Origin of the sequence: Nostoc sp. DedQUE12b (assembly GCF_034530835.1) — a bacterium.
In the GTDB taxonomy this organism is placed as follows: Bacteria; Cyanobacteriota; Cyanobacteriia; order Cyanobacteriales; family Nostocaceae; genus Nostoc.
In genome coordinates this window covers 71,631-93,955 of record NZ_JAVRCI010000022.1, presented here as the reverse complement: position 1 = coordinate 93,955, position 22,325 = coordinate 71,631, and the positions used below count along the sequence as shown (strand labels likewise).

Sequence of the window (22,325 nt, the reverse complement as noted above, 5' to 3'; positions counted from 1 at the left end):
AAAAACTAAGCGATCGCCTGTTGTGGAAGAGTGAGTGCGTTAGCGTAGCTTACCGTAGGTATCGCCTCACAGAAAACCTCAAAAATAAACCGATCACACTTGATATTGTCATCAATTAGGCAAGCATCAAACGCTGGCTTAGTTCAGGAATTGAACGAGCTTGTTCTTGAGTAGCTTCAATCCATTCCTGCATTTATACTAGAGGTTCTACAGCTTCTAATAGCTCGACAACAGGTTTAGGTAAAGGCATTAATTTAACATCAGGATCATTAATGTCTACTCCATGTGCGCTACTGTATTCCCGTTGGATCTGTGCAGTCTCTTCTTCCGTCATTTTGTCAGCTGCAATTAAGTATCCAATCAGCTTACCTCCTAAATTCTGTGCTTGTTGTGCCCTAGCCATTGTTCCCCCTGGAGTTACAAGTACATTTTTCCAAACAGGTAAAGACATAGCCCAGTCAATTTTATCAGCCCGTCGCACAGCTTCTTCAAGGCTTATACGATTCTTGCGCGTTGCTGCGATCAGACCTTTGAATAAAGCAATCTGTGCAGCTGCCTTAAATAGCAGTGAGTATGGGTGGTCATCCTTACGCATTTCTGGAATTTTGCTGCTGTCAGAAAGTGCCTTCTGGTAAGCCTGTAACCCCTCAAGCACTTTATTCCAGAATTTTTCAACATATTCATAATATTGTTCTAGTTCCTCTTCGGAAGGGCGAGAAGTAGTATCATTGGGCACACCATGATCGCTTAGAATAAGCTTTACTGTTTCGTAGACAACGCTTATGGTTGTCAACTTCGTGCTGCGAACTGCAATAGTATTGTTCTTCCACTCAACAATTACATCACTACTACCTTTGACCCTTACACCTAGTGGAGCACCATCACTTAGTAACTTCCGGGCAATGATAGCGCTGCGATCATCTTCACTAGTGATAATATTGTCACCGCGACTAGTTGGTTTAGCATAGCGGTTAACTTTATTGAAGATACGCCGCGTTTTTTCATTGCTTTCGTGAGCGAGAAAAATGACGCAAACATCATCGTTTGGTACTTGCTCGCGGCACTCTCCTATTACTTCGCCTTTCACCACTTTTTCAAGAGCTAGAAGGCGATGTTGGCCATCAAGCATAATCAGAGCGCCACCTTCAATAGTAATGACACCTATATTATCTGCCACGGATTGGTAAACGTGCGGGGCTTCTTCACTTACCCATTTTTTGATGCTCTCAAAATAAATCTGTCCCTTATAAACAAGCACAATCATGGAACCGAAGAAACGATCCTTTGCTTCAGCAATGTAAGGAGCAATTTGTTCTTGAATTCTTTTAAGGTCAGGTTCCCTTTGCAATCGATCCTCAATGCTCATTGTTGTCCATTCATCGAGTTCGTTTGCTGCACGTACTCCTTGCACTAGATCACGAGCTTTTATCGTTGCTTGATAAAAATTGGTGTCACCCATTCGTCCTTTTATACCGGCGATGACTAAAGCCATTAACTATCTCCAAACGAAATATGCTATGTTTGTACAAACATAGCATATTTAAAATTAATTATTTGCAAATAATATACGCAATTAAATTAAGCAATACCGTGTAAAGAATAAACTATTGAATAGTTTATTCTTTGTAGTTTTACTTTAACTTAACTGTATGAGGAAAATTTGGTAATTCTTTTATGAAAATACCTGGAATAATAGTATTAGCGTTGATAATCCATTCTTGTATTTGAGTCTGATCCATCTCTTTAAATGGAATAAATTCCTTTATACCCATATGTGTTTTTATTTTGATAGCTAGACGTACTAAGTATTCGTCTGTCAATGTTACTGTTGCTTCCATATTTTTAATTTTTGAAATTTGCTGGTATATACAATACCAAACCAGAAGCTCAATGTCAACTTTTTTATTAGATACCAAGAAGTTCTGTAAATATCTAGTTTTTTGCACTCAGTTATCAACACCTGATCGTAGAGTTTTCCACAGACTAATTCCCAATTTTTATATCTTAGTTAATTAAAACATCTAACTGAAAATCAAAATAACGATCAAGAAGCTTTACAAATAACTTTTATGTCTTGTAAAACATAAATATTTTATCACTATTTCAAAAATTTAAAACTAACTTTGTATTTATTACTTCATTATTTTAACAAGAATTTAATAACCTCTTAAAAAATATATTAAAAATAATATTATAAGTTATCAATAAATTTACAGCAAAATAGTTAACTTAATTATTTTTAGAAATAACAAATTATATTTTTTAAAATCTTTTCTATATTTCATACTTATTTTCTATAAATAAAAAATTTTTTTGATAAAACTATTTAAAAAGTTATTCAAAAACATCTTTTTTGTTTGTACAAACAAAAAAGATGTTTTATTTTAAAGCATTGTAACTTATGAAAATACAAGTTGAGAACGGTCTTGCAAAGTGTGATTAATATATTAAGTATTATTTTATACAAAAACCTGTAAAGACTTAACACATGATGTCTCTACAGGCCTTTAGATTATATTAATGAAGTATAGATTACTCTACTTATTTCCTAATCTATCCCTTCAATCCGGTCTTCAACTTCTTGGTACAACTCGCGCAGACGATCTAAATTATCCTCGCTAGTCTCCCAATAACCGCGTCCATTCACTTCCAACAAAGTTGATACAATCTTGCGGAAAGAATGGGGATTAAGGTTCAGCAACCGTTTCTGCATTTCTTCATCTTTGATGAAGGTTTCGTTAGTATCCTCGTAAATCCAGTTATCCACAGCGCCGGCTGTCGCACTCCAACCTGTGGTATTCACCAACCGCTTGGAGAGTTCGCGCACACCTTCGTAACCGTGAGACAGCATCCCCTCGTACCACTTAGGATTTAATAATTTGGTACGCGCATCCAAACGCACGGTTTCAGATAATGTCCGCACTTGGGCGTTAGCTGTGGTTGTATCTGCAATATAAGATGCTGGTTTTTTACCATCACCCCGCAGACTTGCCACTAGCTTAGTGGGATCGGAATCAAAGTAGTGGGAAACGTCCGTTAAGCTAATCTCGGAAGAATCCAAATTTTGGAAAGTTGCATCAGCAGTTTTCAATGTGCTTTCAAAAATCTGCCGCGATTCATCCATAATTCCGGGGTTATCGGAATTGAAGGAGAAGGATTTCCGGTTGAGATACATTTCCTGCAACTCGGCTTCGCTATCCCAAGTGCTGTTTTCTACCGCCAAGTTGATATTTGACGAGTAGGAACCAGAAGCGTTGGAGAAAACGCGCGTCGCTGCTTGACGCAGATTAATGCCCATATCTTGGGCTTGCTGCAAAGCGTGTTTGCGAACAAAGTTCATTTCTAAAGGTTCATCTGCCTCAGCCGCCATCTTCACGCCTTGATCTAGCAGGTTCATTTGGTTGATGAACAAGTCGCGGAATACACCAGAACAGTTGATTACTACATCAATTCTGGGTCTTCCCAACTCTTCTAAGGATATCAATTCCAACTTGTTCACCCGTCCCAAAGCATCGGGAACTGGACGCACGCCCACCATCCACATAATTTGCGCTAGGGATTCGCCGTAAGTTTTGATATTATCGGTTCCCCAAAGGACGCAGGCGATGGTTTCTGGCCATTTTCCTTCATTTTCAGCTTTGTTACGTGCCAAAAGCCTGTCTACGACGATTTTGGCTGATTGTACTGCTGCGGTTGTAGGGATGGATTGCGGATCGAGTGCATGGATATTCTTACCTGTGGGCAATACATCCGGGTTACGGATGGGATCGCCACCAGGGCCGGGTAAAACATACTCACCTTCTAAGCCTTTGAGTAATGCTCCCAGTTCGTTATCGGCACAAACTTGCTGGAGGCAGAATTCTAAGTACTCAAACAGGGGTTTTAGGGCTGCGCCATCGACTTTGGGATAACCGAGTTTATGCAATGCTTCTACCCAAGGTTCTTTTTTGCCCATGTTGAAGAAATTCAACCGGGAAACTAGAGAAACTCGTCCTTCGGCGTCGATTTGCTCTTGCACAAGGGCAGTTACTGCTGCACGGGTTGCCAAAGTGATATCTTGCAATAACTGGACATCTTCTAAAATACCTCTGTCGCTATTTTGGTAAATATCGTCAATATTACGCCCAATGCTATTGGCGATAATTCCCGGTAAGCCTTGAAGTCCTTCTTCTTGACGATCTAGACTAGCAATGTTGACGAGAGTTGCGATCGCTTCTTCTGCACTTGGGGGTTTACCAATGACGTGCAACCCACAAGGCAACAACCGCGACTCGATTTCCATCAACTTGCGGTAGACATTGCCAACAATATTATCGCGATCGTCGGTACTCATGTCTCTGGCATCGGTTTCTGGCAAGTTAATATCCTTATCCAGATTCACGATCCGGCATTTATCCATGATGCTGTTGACAATGGAAACACCGCGTCCGCTATCTTTCAAGGTTTGGTAGGAAGCAATTAATTCGCTGAGTTCCTTCAAACCTTTATACAAACCAGCATTTTCTGCCGGCGGTGTCAAGTAGGAAATTGTTTCGGCATAACTCCGACGTTTGGCAATTGTCGCTTCACTCGGATTATTAGCTGCGTAGTAATACAGGTTGGGAATTGAGCCAATCAAGTTATCTGGATAACAATCACCAGACATCCCCATCTGTTTACCTGGCATGAATTCCAAGGAACCGTGTGTACCAAAGTGCAGTACAGCATCAGCTTTCCAAACTTGCTCTAGGTAAGTGTAGTAAGCAGCAAAACCGTGGTGAGGACTAGCTGAACGGGAGAACAAAAGCCGCATCGGGTCGCCTTCGTAACCAAATGTTGGTTGTACGCCGATGAAGACGTTACCGAATTGCTTACCATAAATCAGCAGGTTTTGCCCGTCGCTGTTGAGATGTCCCGGAGGTGGCCCCCAGTTTTCCTCTAGGCGTTGAGAGTAAGGGGTCAGCGCCTCATATTCAGGAACCGACATTTTGTAAGCAACGTTCAGTTCTGGGCTGTTGTACTGCGCTTGAGCGTCATGGATGACTTCTTGCATCAACGCTTCGGCTGATTCTGGCAATTTTGGTAAGTCGTAGCCGTTATTTTTAAGGGCTTTCATCACCTCGTAGATGGAACCGAATACATCTAAGTAAGCGGCGGTTCCGACGTTGCCTTTATCTGGCGGGAAGCTAAAAACGGTGATAGCGACTTTCTTATCTAGCTTCGGCTTGCGGCGGAGGTTAGCCCATTTTAAGGCGCGTTCGGCTACCGCTTCAACCCGATCGCGCAGTGCGATCGCTTTCCCTGTAGTTCCATCTCTACCCGATAATATAATCGGCTCAATTGCTCCATCCAATTCCGGAATTGCAATTTGCAAAGCTACTTGAATTGGATGTAACCCTAAATCACTATCCATCCACTCTTCTGTGGTTTGGAATACTAAGGGTAACGCCACCATGTAAGGACGGTTTAAGCGTTTGAGTGACTCAATTGCCTTGGGATGATCTTGTCTGGCTGGGCCACCCACTAAAGCAAAACCAGTCAGCGATATCACTGCATCTACCAACTGTGTGTTAGTAGTTGGTTCATAGAAGTAAGCATCCACAGGCTTGGAGAAGTCCAAACCACCAGCAAACACAGGTAATACCCGTGCGCCTAATGCTTCCAACTCCTGCACCATTGCCACATAATGGGCATCATCCCCTGTAACTAGGTGGGTGCGTTGCAATACTAACCCGACACAAGGAGCTAGGGGATCTTTTAGATCGCTAGAAATATCCTTACGAGCTGTATACCAATTGAGGTACTCTCTGACATCTTCAAACATACTGGGAGCCAAAGGATGCCAAATCCCTAGATCGGGATAAACCACCGGCTGTTCGTATGTAGAAGGTGCAAAATTCTGTTTTTCTAAACCTTTAAATACATATTTATCAGCTAGCATCAGCAAGAAGTTTTCCAGATTTTCTGGAGAACCACCTAGCCAATACTGAAAACTGAGCATGAAATTTCGGGCATCCTGTGCCTTGTCCATCGGTAAAAACTTCAGCACTTGCGGCAGTGTTCGCAAAAGCTTCAGCATCCCATCTTGAAATCCCGCACCGGATTTTTCTTTGCGTTTCCGCATGAATTGAGCGATCGCACTTTTTGACTGACCCAACTGTGCTAGAGAAAAGCTACCCATTTTACTCAGGCGCATTACCTCTGGCATGGACGGAAAGACAACGGAAACGTCCAGGCGATCGCGGTGTGGTTCTACTGCTGCTACTACTTTCTGTGCTAAGTCTTCGATGAAAATGAGAGAAGCGATGAAGATATTCGCACTCTCCATTTCTCGTTTAAACTCTTCGTAATTCTCTGGGTCGCGGAGTTCCTCAATCAAGTACCCGCTGATTTCAATCGCCAAGTTGGGATTGTTCGCGTTAATAGTGCGAACTGCTTGCGACAAAGCACTCTGGTACTGGGACTCAAGCACGACATAGACCACCTTGATTAAACTACGTCCGCGTAAGTTATCAGGCGCAATGTGTCTAATGGTGGACTTGACGTGTGTGAACATGCTTCTTCGGCTCCTTTGATGCGTGTTCTCTGAAGGAAGTTCCTAGCGGCATCATCAGCCACAGGTAACTCGTGATCTTTTAGGCAATATCTGTTTTTTATCAGAAAACGCTTGCCCAGTAGGCATTTTATCCCCTATATGACACAAATCGATATAAAAAACGAAATATTTCTTCGTAATTGTTGACTTTATCTAAAAGTGTTTACTCACTTTTTTGTAAATTTTTTGTAATATATTTTGATTATTTAAATAACTATTTAGCTATATAATGTTTAAAAAACAAAACCATGCAAGCGGTTTGTAAAAATTAATTCTGAATCAACCTTTCCAATAGTTTTTCCACTGGGGGAACGGGATAATCATTCAAATCAATCTACTAATAGCAAAAAGGGCGCGTAGGCGTAGCCCGCCACAGGCATCGCTCCCTTAATTTGAATGACCCTCGTTGCACTTTTGACCGATAATTCAGCAATTGCAAGTATTTTCTTAATGCCGATACAGTTTAGGATTTAGGATTCTAATTTATCGTATAGCTAATTCAATCACAAACTCTGTACCCTCACCTTGTGTTGAATGGCAACTTAGCTTACCGCCATGATTGTTAACTACAATTTGGTAAGCAATAGATAAACCTAGTCCTGTTCCTTTACCGATGACTTTTGTAGTGTAGAAAGCATCGAATATCTTTGTCCGGTTTGCTTCGCTGATTCCTGAGCCATTGTCTGCAATTCTGATAATAACTCGCTCTCCACTTGCTTCAGTTTTAATCCAAATCATCCCAATATGTTGAAAATTTTCATCAAAATACTGATTTTTTTGTATTTCTTCAATTGCATCGATTCCATTACTAATTAAATTCATAAAAACTTGATTTAGTTCGCCTGGATAGCACTCAATAAGTGGTAATTCTCCATATTCTTTGATTAATTTAATTGCTGGACGATGAGCATTTGCTTTAAATCGATGTCCAAGAATGAGTAGCGTAGTTTCTAAGCCTTCATGCAAGTTAGCCAGCTTTTTCCCTGCTTCTCCGTGTCGAGAGAACTTATTCAACGATGACACAATTTCTGTAACGCGATCTGTACCTAGTTGCATAGATTGAATAATTTTGGATAAATCATTTAACAAATAATTGATATCTTTTGTTTTAATAGCATTTTGAATTTCATCTGGGGGATCAGGCAGATACTTTTGATATAGTTCCAGTAAATTAACAATTTCTTGGAAATATTCTTCAATAAAATTCAAGTTCCCAGCAATAAAATTGATTGGATTATTTACTTCATGGGCAATTCCTGCTGTCATTTGACCCAAGGTTGCGACCTTTTCTGCTTGAATCAGTTGGGTTTGAGCCTGTTGTAATTCGGCGTTTTTGGCAGTCAAGGTTTTCGTCAAATTTCTCAGCTTCAGTTGGTGCTCTATTCGTACCAATACCTCTTCATACTGAAAAGGTTTAGTAATATAATCTACTGCTCCTAATCGCAATCCTTTAACCTTATCAGCAATATCGGAAAGAGCAGTCATAAAAATAATTGGAATATCCTGGACACGAGGATTGCTTTCACTTTTTAGATATTTACAAGTTTCAAACCCATCGATACCGGGCATCATGATATCAAGCAAGATTAAATCAGGTAAATTCTCATTATCTAATCTCTGAATGGCTTTTTCACCGCTACGAGCTGCCCAAACTTCAAAGTTAGACTGATCCAAAAAGCTCGATAAAACTTGTAAGTTTGCAGGGTTATCGTCAACTACTAAAATAATTCCTCTGCTAGGATTGCGATTTAAATAATTTTTTTGATCGCCTATCGTTGCTGTCATAATATTTCTACCCTATATTGATTCACGTTGCTTCTTTACAAGACGCCAAAGGAGAACACTCAAAATTCACATATTACAATCTGCATAAATAAATTTAGGATAATTAATCTTTTTCTTTTCCAGTCAAAAAATCGAGGATTAAATCTTCATCAAACTGCCTCGCTAACTGCCGCAATTGGTTAGCAAAGGAAGCAAATTTTGTATCTGTTTCCTCTAGCTTATCTGTCCATTTTAGAATGTCATTAAAGTTACCTTTACTGGCTAAATTCATCAGTTCTCGCAATACATCGGGAGAAGGAATTAATTTATCTGATGAGCTATCAAGTGTTGTAGCCGAAGAGTTGATTCTTTGTTCCTCAGAGTGCTGGTAAAGCCATGCCAAACCTAAATGACACTCTAATTGACGCAGTAATTGATCTGCCTGTACAGGTTTGCTCAAAAAGGTGTCACCTCCTGCTTGCAGACTGCGATGTTGGTCGGCTTCAAAGACACTAGCGGAAGAGACAATAATCTTGACATCCTGGATATCTGGGGTATGACGCAAGTGTTTAATCAATTCAAACCCATCCATTTCTGGCATTAGCAAATCTGTAATCACCAGGTCTGGTTTAAGGGCGATCGCTTTTTCTAAACCATCTTTACCATTGATGGCTTCAATCACATTGAAACCCAATGGTTGCAATAAGCTTGTAATTACTGTGCGATTCTCCCAGCGATCGTCCACTATCAGGATGGTGCGAGGACTACCTTCAAAGCCAATGATTTGTTCCTTGGATGCAGCCATAGTAAACTGTACCCATTCGCTGGCTTGGGCGATCGCAATTTCAAACCAGAAAGTACTACCCTGACCAATCTCACTTTTAACCTGGATATCGCTACCCATCATCTGCACCAACTGCCGAGTAATAGCTAAACCCAGCCCTGTCCCTTCTATCTGATGCTTTTTCTCACCTACTTGTTCAAATGGCAAAAAAATGTTATCCAATTGGGTTGGAGTTATGCCAATTCCTGTATCTTTTACACTAAAACGAATGCGATATTCCTCTGTTTGCCTATCAGTAGGAAGTCGATCGATTACCTCAACCTGGAAGCTAACCTTACCCTCATCGGTAAATTTAATGGCATTTCCCAGCAGATTCAAGAGAACCTGACGTAACCTTTTGACATCGACATTAACCCCTGTGGGTAAATTGCTGGCGAATTCATAGACAAATAAAATACCTTTTTGCTCTGCCCGAATCTGGCAAATTTCCCCAATACCCTGTAAAAAAGAGGGGAAATGCACATCTTGGGGATGTAATTCCAGTTTTCGCGCTTCAATTTTGGAAAGATCCAAAATGTCATTAATTAAAGTCAGTAGATGAGAGCCACACTGTTCAATGATGTTTACATGATATTGCTCTGGCTCCGGCAAACCTTTAGAACGCAGCAAAATTTGAGCACAACCCAAAATACCATTCAAGGGTGTTCGCAGTTCATGGCTCATGTTGGCTAAAAATTCGCTTTTAGCCCTGTTTGCAGTATCAGCCGCCGCTTTAGATTTTTTCAGTTGAGCTTGTTCAAAGGCTTGTACCTGCCACAAGACAGCAATCATCGTCACTGTCAATCCGCCCACAATTAGGGCGATCAGATCGAGGAATTGTAGCCGAGATTCAATATTTTGGCGCGGAATTACCAAAGCCACAGACCAATTAGCTTCTCGCAACGGCATATAAGCAATATACTTTTTGCTACCGTCAATTTCCATCAACTGAATTCCCTGTTGTTTGTCTACCATTTTCTTTGCGATCGCATTTAAATTGCGATCTGGAATTTTCAACAGGCTGGGTGCAGGTTTTTCTACCGTTGACATTAAGGTTGAGTTAGGATGAACGATCGCTTCTCCTTGAGAATTGAGGGCAAAAGCATAGCTATTCTTGCCGTAGCGCAACGAGTTGACCACCTTAGCAATGCGATCGACTTTAACATTGCCGTGGAAAACCCCAATCGGTGAACGATTGGTAGGAGAATCAGACCAGATTGGAGTGGCGATCGCAATTAAAGGAATACCTGTGGAACGGCTGATAAAGGGATCGGAAATGTTTCTTTTTCCAGCTAGTGCTTTTTGAAAGTAGTCTCGATCCTTAATATTTTTATTTGACCGACCAACCTTAGTATTAAAATACGAACCATCCAGGGTAGCTATTTGGAAAAAGAAAAATTCATCGATCCGCTCAACTTCTGACTTTAAATAGGGTTCTGTGATAGACCAGTTTAAGGAGCGTACAGTTGAAGTATGAGCAAGAGTTTGCACTTCTACTTTGCGGACATGCAACCACTCCTCAATTTCATCAACCCCTCTTTTTACTTCTAAAAAAGCTTTTCCTCTCAAGTCTTGTAGCGTTATTTTCCGAGCAGCTTGATAGCTAAAATAAGCAGAAATACTTACAATAAGAGTAGTGCCACCGAGAATAAATCGGATCAGCAAATTCCGCGAAGAATACATTTTAGTGTCAGATGGGCTGTAGTTGCCTTTTATCACAGGGTTCACCCTCTAAACAATAGGTTTGGTAAGCAAAAAAAAGGGCTATATTTAGATTGCCCAAAAAGCTATTAATAATCGCAGCTATAATTAACAACCATAGCTGCGATTATCAATACCCTAAACTTTGCTAACCATCCTTTACAGACCTGTATTGGGAAGGACTTATAGGGTTAATATCGGGTTAGTTCAAAAATATACATTTTATCAAAACATAATTCAGAAGCCAGGAGCCAGAATTCAGAATAAATTTTGTGCGCCTAGCGGATAAATCAAAGGGTTTAATAAACCTACTAAATCATTGATTTAGAGTCAACAAGACAGTCGCGGATCTGAATCCCCGACTGATAGCAAAGCGTTAGCGATTCTTCTGCCAAGGAAAGACGCCAAGGGCAATAGAGTAGCGTTAGGGAGTCTTGTCTGCGACACGCTACGCGAACGAGGCCACGAGCGTCTTGATTCTGACTTCTGACTTCTTCAAAGAAAATATAATAATCAACTTTATCGTTATATTATCCTTAATAAAGTAGACAAAATTATCGATATTTCAGTTCCTAAAAATGGTCGGTTTTTCTTTAGTAAAACAGGTATTAAAAATCAAAAACTTTGGAATATTTGATAACAGCAACTAAAGGTATGTGAAAGCCAATAGTCATAATATAGGTGACAGTAGTGGCGATGAAATAACTGCCGAATCTATGCAAATTCAATGTTAAAGAGGTTATCAAATCTCACTAACAAGCTACAGTAGATATCTATAACATAAGAACGAATTAGGTAATATTTGCCTTTTGACTAATGACTCAAGTAGATATTCTGATCCTTTCAAATGGCCCAGGTGAAGTAACAACCTGGGTGCGTCCAGTAGTAAAGGCGTTGCGGCAAGAATTAGGGGATGACCGTTCTTTAACGAGGATTTCTGTGGTATTGTCACCTTGCTCAAATGCCAGTGGTAAAGAAGCAGCGATCGCTCTTTCTTTCCCCGAAGTAGATAGAGTTCAGGGAGCAGAACATTTTTGGCAATTTTTGCTTTGGGGTAAAACATTTGAAAATTGGGATTGGAGAAGTTGCGGTGTTATCGTTTTTTTGGGCGGTGATCAAATTTTTCCAGTGATTATAGGCAAAAAGCTCGGATACCGCACAGTCGTTTACGCCGAATGGGAAGCCAGATGGCATAACTGGATCGATCGCTTTGGCGTGATGAAACTCGAAGTAGCAGCCAAAGTTCCTGCAAAATATGCTCACAAATTCACTGTTGTCGGTGATTTGATGGTAGAAGCTAGTAGTCAAGAGTCATTAGTCATTGGTCATTTGTCCTTAGCAAACGACAAAGGACAAATGACTAATGACATAAACGCGTCAGCGACTTCCCACAGCGTAGGACAAAAGACTGAATTAATTGGTTTACTCCCTGGTTCAAAAGCAGCAAAATTAGCCCAAGGAGTACCATTATCTTTAGCTATTGCCGAATACGTTCATGCAAAAAGACCGCAAACCAGATTTGTAATTCCTCTAGCCCCAACTTTGGATTTACAAACTTTAGCTAGTTTTGCCAATCCCCAAAAGAACTCTATTGCTGAAATCTTTGGCTTTGGCGGTGCTTCCTTAACTATCCCAGAGGATGCTCAAGGCAAGCCATTGCTCAAAACTGCAACGGGCTTAACTGTGGAACTGTGGCAAGAAAACCCTGCATATCACCTATTATCCCAGTGCTGTATCTGCTTGACTACGGTGGGGGCAAACACTGCCGAACTTGGTGCTTTAGGAGTGCCAATGATTGTTTTACTGCCAACGCAGCAACTTGACGCTATGCGTTCTTGGGATGGTTTACCTGGATTGTTGGCAAATCTGCCAGTAGTCGGTACGCTATGCGCTAAGGTGATTAATTGGTCATTTCTGAGATTTGTGAGACGCAAAGGTTTATTAGCATGGCCAAATATCTGGGCACAGGAAGAGATAGTTCCAGAACTTATGGGTAAACTTCAACCGCAAGAAGTTGGGGAAATGGTTTTAGACTTTTTGGCGAATCCAGAAAAATTGGATGATATGCGCGCCAAACTCCGTAATATTCGCGGTGAAAGCGGTGCAGCGCAGAAGATAGCACAGATTGTTGGTGAGGAAATTAAGAAGCAGGAGAGATGAGGGAGTAATGGGAGCAACATCTCCCTCATTTTTACTCTGGCTTAATCTGAAGATTCTCCATTCCGGCGTCCCAGTTCAAAAATGCCACAACTAATACACGCAAGTATACCTAAGCTGATTCCCCAACTAGGCCCTAAACTGAGTTCTACACCCCAGTTAAATAAAGCGCCAACTACCAAAAAAGGCACAATGCTAAACAGTGAGGCGTAAAAAGCATTTTGGGATTCTCTGGCTTTACGAGTCTTTTCAAATTCTGATTTGCTGGTGTAGAGCGATCGCTCAGCAAAGTTAAACCAGCGATTGAGTTGCTCGATTACCCATTCATTGACTTTGGAAAAACCTAGATATAGTGCCAATGACCACAAACTCGCTCCAGCGATCGCGATCGTGTCTAACTCAAAACGGAAAGGAAAAATTTCAGTCAGCATTGCTTGGGGTTAGTCCTGCAAAGGGTCAACTTTAGCTGTGAGTAGATGCTAAATAAACCTCTTGTGCAATTTTAAGCATAAAAGCTAACAAGATTTCAACTACTTAACAACTTTCCGCTTTTTAGCTTGAAGCAAACCTAATTTACGGATTGCTAGGTAAATTATCGGGGTCGATACCAAGAGAACGTAAATGCTGTGCAAACTTTTCTGCTTTTTCTTCTGCCGTTAAATACCGATTTCCTTGTTCGTCATACCAAGATAGAAATTCCTGACCAATTCCACCAATAACACCTTGATGTCGTCCAATTCCTAAACCAACCTCTGGCATCCAATGGGGTTCACCAATTTGTAATTGATAATTTTTATCTACCAATTTGTAAATTTCAAATGGTTGGTGTCGATCGCGTTGCCAATATTCGGGGTTGTAAATAATGTAGTAAAGTACGCCAAGTTTTCGATAAATTTCTAACTTTTCGTCGTATTCACTTCCTGGGGAATGGGATACCATCTCCAATGTTAGTATCGGTACTACCTCATTTTCTTCCCAGACAGCGTAACTTTTACGCGATTTACCACCTTTTTTGCGATCGACTCCCAAACTCAGAAACCCATCTGGTACTATGGGGACTCTCGCATTAGCCCCTGTCGTGTGGTAGATTGCCATGTCTACGCCGAAAAACCAATCGGTGCGCGTTGCCCAAATCGAGGTTAATAAGAACAGTAGAATATTGGGCAGAAAATTTTGATCCTCATTATCCACAGGTATATCGTCCGAGCAGGCTAGTTCGTCAGTGCTTGGAAGCCCAACGACTTTAAGGTTTTCTGACAGCATGACTATTACCGCGGTGGCTTCGGTTTCTTTGATTATAGATAAATTCAACTTGCCAAGGGTGTAGGGAAGGAACGCATTCTAATAGCGTTCTCCACCCCAGCTAAAAACAACTTGCAGGCAACTTTTTTGCTTATGCAATATGTCAGAAGTGTTTTTCGCTGCATTCTATGCCAGGAACCGGACTTGAACCGGTGACACGAGGATTTTCAGTCCTCTGCTCTACCAACTGAGCTATCCCGGCTGGGGCTTTTGTGAGCCACGATTAATCAATGTAGCAAAGATAAAAGAATATAGCAAGTCTTTGGAGAAAAATAGTTATGCAGGTTTCAAACTCAACTTAAACCAGACGAAAACGGCTACAAATAGGAGAAACTGGACAAGAACAATACTTGGCCCAGAAGCAAGGTTGAAAATACCTGAGACAACGATGCCAGCAATGCTGCTGATGGAACCAACGATCACCGACATGACTAGAAAGCGGCTAAAGTGGTGACTCATCAGTTTGGCGGTAGAGGCGGGAATGACCAAAAAGGCGTTTACCAGTAAAACACCGACGGCTTTAATCGCCACAGCAACGGCGAGTGAAAGCAAGACCACAAAAGCGTAGCGGTATAATTGAACGGGAACGCCTTGAACTTGCGCTACATCGGGGTTAAGGGTTAATAAAATTTGCTGTCGCAGAGTTGATAGTAAAAATATGCTACCTCCCACAAGGACTAGCAGCGTCAAAATCAAATCTGTGGTGTCGATCGCTAGAATATCCCCGAACAGTACAGCCATCAAGTTGCCACGATATCCTTTAATTTGGCTCGTGAGAATTAAACCGATCGCTAATGCCCCAGATAGCACGATGCTAAGTATGCTATCGCTAGCTAAGTCGGTTTTGTCGATAAAGTAGAGGACAATAACCCCAAAAACTAAGGTAAAAGGTAACAGCATCCAAGTAGGATTTATTTGTAGCAGCACACCTAACGCTACACCTACCAATGCTGCATGACCAACCGCGTGGCTGAAAAATGACAACTGGCGCAAGGTGACAAAACTACCCAACATCCCGCCAAGTACTCCCATCAAGGCAGCACCCATAAATGCACGCTGTATTGAGGCAAGTTGTAACAACTCTAGCAAGTCATTACTACTAGCGATCGCAAGCCAAGTTATCTGACAATCATTGAAGAAATTCATACTTATGAGTATTAATGTTGGTGCTGGTAGCGGCTGAAACCTGGGCCGTAGGTTGCTAACAGGTTTTGCGGCGAAAGGGCAATTTCTGGCTTACCAGTACAGACAATGCTTTGGTTCAGGCAAAGCACGCGATCGCAATGCCGATTTACCATATCAATATCGTGAGAAACTTGTAATACTGTCCAACCTTCCTCTCGTTTTAATTCATTTAGCAAAGCGTAAAAATCTGCTGCACCTTGCACATCAACACCAGCAAAAGCTTCATCCAGTACCAAGAGTTTCCGAGGCATTACCAAACAATAAGCCAACAAAACCCGCTTCAGTTGACCGCCACTAAGAGTACCAATAGCTTGATGCTGTAAATGATAAGCATCAGTTCGCCGTAAAGCTTCTGTTACTGCTGCCGATTTTTCCCGGTCTTGTCTCCACAGCTTGGAAAACAATGAATTCTTTTTTTTCCCTTCCTTAGTCCATCCCAGTCCGACTAATTCGCTGACAGAAATAGGAAAGCTCCGGTCAAAAATAAAGTTTTGTGGCATATAGCCCAACGTGTGGCGTAAATGCCCCAATCTGGAAATTGGACGACCTAATATTTCAATCGTCCCAGCAATTCGAGGTAGCAAATCTAACACTGCTTTTACCAGGGTACTTTTACCAGCACCATTGGGGCCAACAATGGCTGTATCTGTCCCTGGTAATAATTCAAAGGAAACATCTCGAACAGCTAGATAACTGCCTTGATAAACAGTTAATCCTTCTACTTTCAAAATAGGAATGTCATTAGTCATTAGTTATTGGTCATTGGTCATTGGTCATTGGTCATTAGTTATTGGTCGTTGCTCATTGGTCAAAGGACAAAGGACAACTGACAAATGACTAATCTATTTACACGATATTTCCAGAGTTTGCAAATTAGCTTTCATTGCCTTGAAATAATGCTGTGGGTCTGTTTCGCCAGTTTCTAGAGAATCCAGAGTACGCAAATTTAATTTCAAGTCTTTAGAGAGGCTGTTCAGCAGTTTATTATCTACTCCTGGTTCGCTAAATAAAGCTTTAACTTTGTATTTTTTCACAGCGTTGACGGCATTTTGGACATCTGTTGGTGAAAGTTGATCTTCGGGAATTTGCACCACAGCAACTTGCTTGAGGTTATAGCGTTTGGCTAAATATGGAAACGCATCATGAAAGGTAATAAAGGTACAACTGGGATTTTTCTGCAAAGTCTGTTGAAATTCACTGTTTAAACTTTCTAATTCTTTAATATAAGCTGTAGCATTTGCTTCGTAAGTAGCTTTGTTCCTCGGATCGGCAGCAATTAATCCATCTCGAATATTTGTTACCTGCTGTTTTGCTAAAACTGGATCTAACCAAACGTGAGGATTACCCTGACTATGTTCGTGGTCTTTTTCATCTGGCGTCGTTTTGACAACGGGTGAAATTTCATTTAAGGGTTTAATACCAATACTTGCATCAATTTCAGCTAATTTGGGATTTTGGGCATTTTTGACAGTACCTTCCAGAAATTCCTCCAAGCCTAAACCATTTTTTACTAACACCTTAGCAGTAGCGATCGCTTTGACATTTCCTGGTGTCGCTTGGTATTCATGTACCTCCGTACCAGGTGGCACTACAATTTCTACATCTGCCACATCCCCAGCTACTGCCTTAGTAAACAAATATATCGGCAAAAATGTCGCTACTACTTTAGTTTTTCCCGACTGCGCCTGTGGGATTGAAGCAGCTTCTTGTGCTTGCGGCGACTGTTCGGAAGTTGTTCCCTGATTTGGATTCGATTGGCTACACCCAGTAGCCATCGACAACATTAGCAGAGTAATTATGGGCAAGATGCCGCTTCTTTGCCTGCCTTTTCTAATTTCTCTACAATTCACAATCACGATATTTTTCCTCAAAACGGATGCTTGCTCTACCTCTGTCATCATCGCTATTGACAATGGGAAGTATTCTAAATTTTATACTATAATAATTCTCATTCTCATTTTCAGTACATAATATCATTCTGGGTTTACTGTGTAATGAGTAACAACAAAACTTTTTCAGACGGTACAGCCCTCTGCAATTTAGTTTTCCCTAAATAATTAGGATTTCTTGACTTTTTTTGTTAAAAAGGTTGCTTACTTCTGATAAGATTGCTGACAAATATTGTCATAAAATACCCGTTAAAAAAATGCGGTTTGGGTGTGAATCGAAGATCAGTGTGAGGAGAAAAATGCAAAAATTTTGGAAATATCTGTTAGTTAGTCCAGCAGTCTGCGGTGTCATGCTATTTGTTAATACTGCTACATTTGCAGGTGAAACATCGGATAAGTCTGAAATCAATCAACCGCAAGTTTTGGCTAATCCAGACACAAAAGATCAGAACATAGGGCAAGTTACCTCTGTATCTCAATTTTCCGATGTACAACCCACTGACTGGGCATTCCAAGCATTGCAGTCCTTGGTTGAGCGGTATGGCTGTATTGCAGGATACCCAAATAGCACTTATCGGGGTAATCGGGCATTAACACGATATGAGTTTGCTGCTGGTTTGAATGCTTGTCTAGATCGCGTTAACGAACTTATTGCTACGGCTACTGGCGATTTAGTTAGTAAACAAGATTTAGCCACATTACAAAAGTTGCAAGAAGATTTTTCCGCAGAACTGGCGACACTGCGAGGTCGTGTGGATGCAGTAGAAGCGCGAACTGCTGAATTGGAGGCGAATCAGTTCTCAACTACAACTAAATTGCAAGGACAAGTTGTTGCAGTTGTTAGCGATGTCTTGTCAGGAAATACAGTCAACGGTGCAGAAATTACAGACGAGAATACAACTTTAGGGGTACGGGCACGGCTAGAATTAGTAACCAGTTTCACAGGGAAAGATACGCTGTTCACGAGAATCCAAGCTAATAATATTCTCAGCCCTAACATTGGTACGCCAGAGGGGAACTTATTTTTTACTGGCGAGGATGGTACTACTGATGCTGCGATCGATGCACTGTTTTACAGATTTCCCTTGGGTGAAAAAACAGAGGTTGTTGCTATTGCTAATGCAGGTGCAGCAGACGACCTTACCAGCACTGTCAATCTTTTTGATGGTGATGGTGCTTTTGGTGCTTTGTCTACCTTTGGTACACGTAACCCAATTTATAACCAAATAAATGGTGCGGGGTTGGGAGTAACATACGAGTTCAGCGAAAAATTGGCATTAAGTCTAGGGTATTTGAGTGGTACAGCTAATAACCCTACACTCAATAATGGTTTGTTCAATGGTTCTTATGGTGCGTTGGCACAGTTGACAGTTAAACCAAGCGATCGCATTTCTATCGGTTTAACTTACATCAATTCTTACAATCAACCACTACTCACAGGTAGCAATGCCGCCACTTTCCAGGATATAGCAGCTATCCAGGGTTTACCAGAAGAGCAAGTAGGATTTTCCAGTAATTCTTACGGCGTCCAAGCATCCATTGGCATTACTGATAATATCGTCTTGGGTGGTTGGGCTGGATACACCAACAGCCAAAGCTTGAGAGGAACCCGTGGAGACGTTGATATTTGGAACTATGCTGTCACCTTGGGCTTCCCTGACCTCGGTAAAAAAGGTAACTTAGCAGGTATCATTGCTGGTATGGAGCCGAAAGTGACAAGTTCTGACATCGCAGGGTTGGATAGCGATCCTGATACATCCTATCATCTTGAGGCGTTCTACCAGTATAAACTGAGTGACAACATCACCATTACTCCTGGAGTCATCTGGTTAACATCTCCAGATCATAACGACACTAATGATGATGTTGTTATTGGTGCATTGAGAACTACATTTAGTTTCTAATTTTTTAAAATCTTAAAAGAAGACGCAAAAGATAAATTTGCGTCTTTTTTTGTGTATAGGTTTAAAAATAGAACTTAGCATTTTTACCCAGCTTGATATAGCAAGGGACTAGTGACTGGGGATTGGGTGAAAAGTCTTGTTGTGTCTAAGTTTTATCATCTGTTAATGTCCTAACCACCAAGGCTTGTGCTATATCTGAAAACAACGCGAGTTTGACAGTTAGGAAAAGTCAAAAAAGTTGCTCGATATGAATTTGCTCAACTGAACATCCACGCAGCTTGAAAAAAGTCGCGTTCACAAAACATCGCATAACGATAAGTTGAATGCACAACAGAATCAGTAGCGGCATAATTGTCAACCAAATTTTCTAATTGTTGTGTTAGTGGCTGAAAATCTGCGCTGCTATAAGTACGAATCCAGTCTGCATATTGATGATTAGAAATACCGTTACAAGCCAATTTTTCTCCTAAAAAGGCATACAAACGCATACAAGGAGACATCGCCGCAGCAGTTAAACCCACATCTTTGCTCCAAGCAGTTGCTAACAAAAAATCAGTATAGCGGCGGGTGGCAGATGCAGGTTCTACAGCATACAAATTGACTCCCCACTCTGAAGCATAGGCACTATGCAACCGTAGTTCTTCTAAAACTCCACTAGCTAAATTATGAAATGTGGTGAAACCTAACCAGTCTGGTGCTTTAGCTGCGGCGATACTGTAGGCACGGGCAAAAGCTTCTAAGAAAAAAGCATCTTGCCCTACGTAGTAAGCAAATTTAGCTCGCTCAAGAGTACCATCGCCAATACCTTGAACGAAAGGATGTTCTAGGCAAGCTTGGGCTAAGTCTTGATTTGCTGCCCATAATTCGTTAGATAAAGTCATTTGTCATTTGTCACTTGTACTGAGCGAAGCCGAAGTATTTGTCAACTGTTATTATCTCCTTTAAAAAGGGAAGAACTGGAGCAAGACTGAGCCAATACTTCCCAAAAAGTCAACGAAGTTGGGCTTACCAGTACTTACCTTCTCATTGACGGGTGTTTGCAGTTCTTTTATAAAAGCTTGGGCTGTTAGGGTTCCAGTACTGTTGTTTTGGGATGTAAACAATTTTTGGGCAACTTGAGCATCTTGGAATGCACCTTGTCTATCTAGTACTTGGTAACGAGCGACACCACGAGCGAGATAAGCATCCGCATATTCTGGTTTAATTGCGATCGCTTGATTAAAATAACTGATTGCTTGCTGTTGGTTGCCTTTTTGCCCTTCTGCTACACCCAAAGCATAAAAATCTGCTGGTGAAGCAATTTGTGATGGTATCGCAACTGCACCTTGAAAGTTAGTCCCATTCAAGTAAGCGCCAGTTAGTTCTGCATTTGCTAAATAAGTATTTCTCAAATCAGCACCCGTCAAATTTGCCCCATTAAATTTAGCTTCGCTCAGGTTAACGCCAAATAAACTCGCGCCACTTAAGTTTGCACCCCGCAAATCTGCACCGCTCAAGTTTGCACGGCTGAGGTTAGCACCTGTGAGATTAGCACCGCTCAAATTGGCTCCAGATAAGTCAGCCATCACTAAACCTGCACTCGTCAAATCACAGTTTTGACATTGTTTGGTTGCTAATAACTGTTTAACATGTTCAGAATTTGCTGCTTGTACGGTTGTTGTCAAACTAATCGTGGTTAAAAATGCAACTGCACCCAGAAGTTGGTTTTTCATTTGTGTGTAATATTTTTTACTAAATATCAATATTGACTGAGATGGATTTATACCTCAGCATTATGATATGAGCAATCTCAATAATTTGTCCTCTGTAGTTGCCTACATCACTTATAAATTGGTGATACCTTTCCTGTGGAACCTTACGCTAAAGGATTATAGAAAAGTCGGAAAAGTATAAATTGAGCCGATATTAAGATTGATAACCCCAGTAACAAGGGTAAATGAGCATCATTCGTCAAGATAAATGATACACTTTACTACAGGCGAAACTGATGTTACAAAATTAAACTCACTGCAAAATATCGCTTCCAAAAAATCATCTGTAACATCCAAATAATTAGTATTTTTTAAAATCAAGTCAATTAGTAGAACAGTATCCAAGCCTAAAGTTTGCCCTATAACTGGACTAGTCATTGTCATCAGGGATGCTTTAACTCAAGAGCAAAATGATAGATTTGCTTTTGGATACCCTGATTTTAAATAAATATGAGACTATAGAAACATTAAGGCAGTCAGAAAAACGTGAGTCAGCAAGACAAACTCTTAGAAAAAATTCTCTCTGGGACTTCTGATACAGATATCCCCTTCGCCCAACTGTGGCAACTTTTATATACACTAGGCTTTGAAGAACGGATTCGTGGCGATCATCGTATTTTTGTCAAAGCTGATATTGAGGAGATATTGAACCTGCAACATAAAAAAGGAAAAGCCAAAAGCTATCAAATTAAACAAGTACGGGCAGTGATTCTCAAATATAAGCTAGGAAGTAAAAATGATGTTTCGGTATGAAATTATTCTCTACTGGAGTGAATTAGATCGAGCTTTTATTGCTGAAGTTCCAGAGTTATCAGGCTGTGCTGCTGATGGTGATACTTATCAAGAAGCACTGCATAATGTAGAATTAGTTGTGCAGGAATGGATAGAAACTGCTAAAGATTTGGGGCGTCCAGTTCCTGAGCCTAGACCACGTTTGATGTATATTTAATTGATACACAAAGCAAGTTAAACTGATTTTTTAGCACCATCAGAAATATTTAATACCACATTAGATACGGTTCGGAAAAATTTTCGCTAAAAGACCTAAAAATTTCTACTGGCTGCCATTATAGTATCTAAGTTATAGCGATTCTCATTTGAATGGGTACATAGTATTGCCCATTATTGTCAACTTCAGATCAAATGCTTGTACCACAAGTCGAATTACCCCCCTTAATTCCCCCGATATATTGGGGGTAAACAAGAAAATCCGGTTCCCTCCCCTTTATAAGGGGAGGGTTAGGGTGGGGTAAAAGAATATTTGATACATTAATC

General features: G+C 40.8%; 16 protein-coding genes and 1 tRNA gene. 4 read left to right on the top strand and 13 right to left on the bottom strand.

The genetic code is table 11. The features are described 5' to 3' along the window. Nucleotides 1-193 precede the first annotated feature (193 nt). The 5 genes from RMY16_RS13865 to RMY16_RS13845 form a co-directional block, all read right to left on the bottom strand. Nucleotides 194-1,492, bottom strand: coding sequence for a DNA sulfur modification protein DndB (locus tag RMY16_RS13865; protein ID WP_322736842.1), 1,299 nt, complete (start codon nt 1,490-1,492; stop codon nt 194-196). Nucleotides 1,493-1,631: 139 nt separating this feature from the next. Continuing rightward, nucleotides 1,632-1,838 (bottom strand): hypothetical protein, encoded by a 207-nt coding sequence (locus RMY16_RS13860; protein WP_322736841.1) that lies wholly within the window; start codon nt 1,836-1,838, stop codon nt 1,632-1,634. A gap of 710 nt (nt 1,839-2,548) precedes the next feature. Further along, nucleotides 2,549-6,535 (bottom strand): magnesium chelatase subunit H, encoded by a 3,987-nt coding sequence (locus RMY16_RS13855; RefSeq protein ID WP_322736840.1) that lies wholly within the window; start codon nt 6,533-6,535, stop codon nt 2,549-2,551. Nucleotides 6,536-7,057: 522 nt separating this feature from the next. Beyond that, nucleotides 7,058-8,359, bottom strand: coding sequence for a sensor histidine kinase (locus RMY16_RS13850; protein WP_322736839.1), 1,302 nt, complete (start codon nt 8,357-8,359; stop codon nt 7,058-7,060). A 103-nt stretch (nt 8,360-8,462) separates the two neighbouring features. Continuing rightward, nucleotides 8,463-10,880, bottom strand: a complete 2,418-nt coding sequence (locus RMY16_RS13845) for a hybrid sensor histidine kinase/response regulator (protein WP_322736838.1) — start codon at nt 10,878-10,880, stop codon at nt 8,463-8,465. 798 nt (nt 10,881-11,678) lie between these two features. On the opposite strand from RMY16_RS13845, the gene RMY16_RS13840 reads away from it, so the two are divergent. Continuing rightward, nucleotides 11,679-13,022: a lipid-A-disaccharide synthase gene (locus RMY16_RS13840; protein ID WP_322736837.1), complete on the top strand. Its 1,344-nt coding sequence runs from the start codon at nt 11,679-11,681 to the stop codon at nt 13,020-13,022. Nucleotides 13,023-13,063: 41 nt separating this feature from the next. Here RMY16_RS13840 and RMY16_RS13835 read toward each other — a convergent pair whose 3' ends face one another. From RMY16_RS13835 to RMY16_RS13810, 6 genes are all read right to left on the bottom strand, one after another. Next, nucleotides 13,064-13,450 (bottom strand): hypothetical protein, encoded by a 387-nt coding sequence (locus RMY16_RS13835; RefSeq protein WP_322736836.1) that lies wholly within the window; start codon nt 13,448-13,450, stop codon nt 13,064-13,066. A 142-nt stretch (nt 13,451-13,592) separates the two neighbouring features. Continuing rightward, entirely contained in the window at nt 13,593-14,282 is a 690-nt protein-coding gene (locus RMY16_RS13830; protein ID WP_322736846.1) for a Uma2 family endonuclease, read from the bottom strand. A gap of 168 nt (nt 14,283-14,450) precedes the next feature. Beyond that, nucleotides 14,451-14,523 (bottom strand) — tRNA-Phe (locus tag RMY16_RS13825). 74 nt (nt 14,524-14,597) lie between these two features. Next, nucleotides 14,598-15,467, bottom strand: coding sequence for a metal ABC transporter permease (locus tag RMY16_RS13820; RefSeq protein ID WP_322736835.1), 870 nt, complete (start codon nt 15,465-15,467; stop codon nt 14,598-14,600). Between the two features lie 11 nt (nt 15,468-15,478). Next, complete coding sequence (locus RMY16_RS13815; protein WP_322736834.1) at nt 15,479-16,255, bottom strand: metal ABC transporter ATP-binding protein; 777 nt, start codon at nt 16,253-16,255, stop codon at nt 15,479-15,481. A gap of 93 nt (nt 16,256-16,348) precedes the next feature. Next, nucleotides 16,349-17,290: a metal ABC transporter substrate-binding protein gene (locus tag RMY16_RS13810; protein ID WP_416211667.1), complete on the bottom strand. Its 942-nt coding sequence runs from the start codon at nt 17,288-17,290 to the stop codon at nt 16,349-16,351. A gap of 404 nt (nt 17,291-17,694) precedes the next feature. On the opposite strand from RMY16_RS13810, the gene RMY16_RS13805 reads away from it, so the two are divergent. Beyond that, nucleotides 17,695-19,299 (top strand): iron uptake porin, encoded by a 1,605-nt coding sequence (locus tag RMY16_RS13805; protein ID WP_322736833.1) that lies wholly within the window; start codon nt 17,695-17,697, stop codon nt 19,297-19,299. A gap of 257 nt (nt 19,300-19,556) precedes the next feature. Here RMY16_RS13805 and RMY16_RS13800 read toward each other — a convergent pair whose 3' ends face one another. Further along, nucleotides 19,557-20,180, bottom strand: a complete 624-nt coding sequence (locus tag RMY16_RS13800) for a TenA family protein (protein WP_322736832.1) — start codon at nt 20,178-20,180, stop codon at nt 19,557-19,559. Between the two features lie 60 nt (nt 20,181-20,240). Then, a complete protein-coding gene (locus RMY16_RS13795; protein ID WP_322736831.1) occupies nt 20,241-21,011 on the bottom strand; it encodes a pentapeptide repeat-containing protein in 771 nt (256 codons plus the stop codon). Between the two features lie 525 nt (nt 21,012-21,536). Between RMY16_RS13795 and RMY16_RS13790 the strand changes: the two genes are divergently transcribed. Both RMY16_RS13790 and RMY16_RS13785 read left to right on the top strand, forming a co-directional pair. Beyond that, nucleotides 21,537-21,803: a type II toxin-antitoxin system HicA family toxin gene (locus RMY16_RS13790; protein WP_322736830.1), complete on the top strand. Its 267-nt coding sequence runs from the start codon at nt 21,537-21,539 to the stop codon at nt 21,801-21,803. After that, nucleotides 21,787-21,999, top strand: coding sequence for a type II toxin-antitoxin system HicB family antitoxin (locus RMY16_RS13785; RefSeq protein ID WP_099103575.1), 213 nt, complete (start codon nt 21,787-21,789; stop codon nt 21,997-21,999). Before RMY16_RS13790 ends, RMY16_RS13785 begins: the two co-directional genes overlap by 17 nt. Nucleotides 22,000-22,325 lie beyond the last annotated feature (326 nt).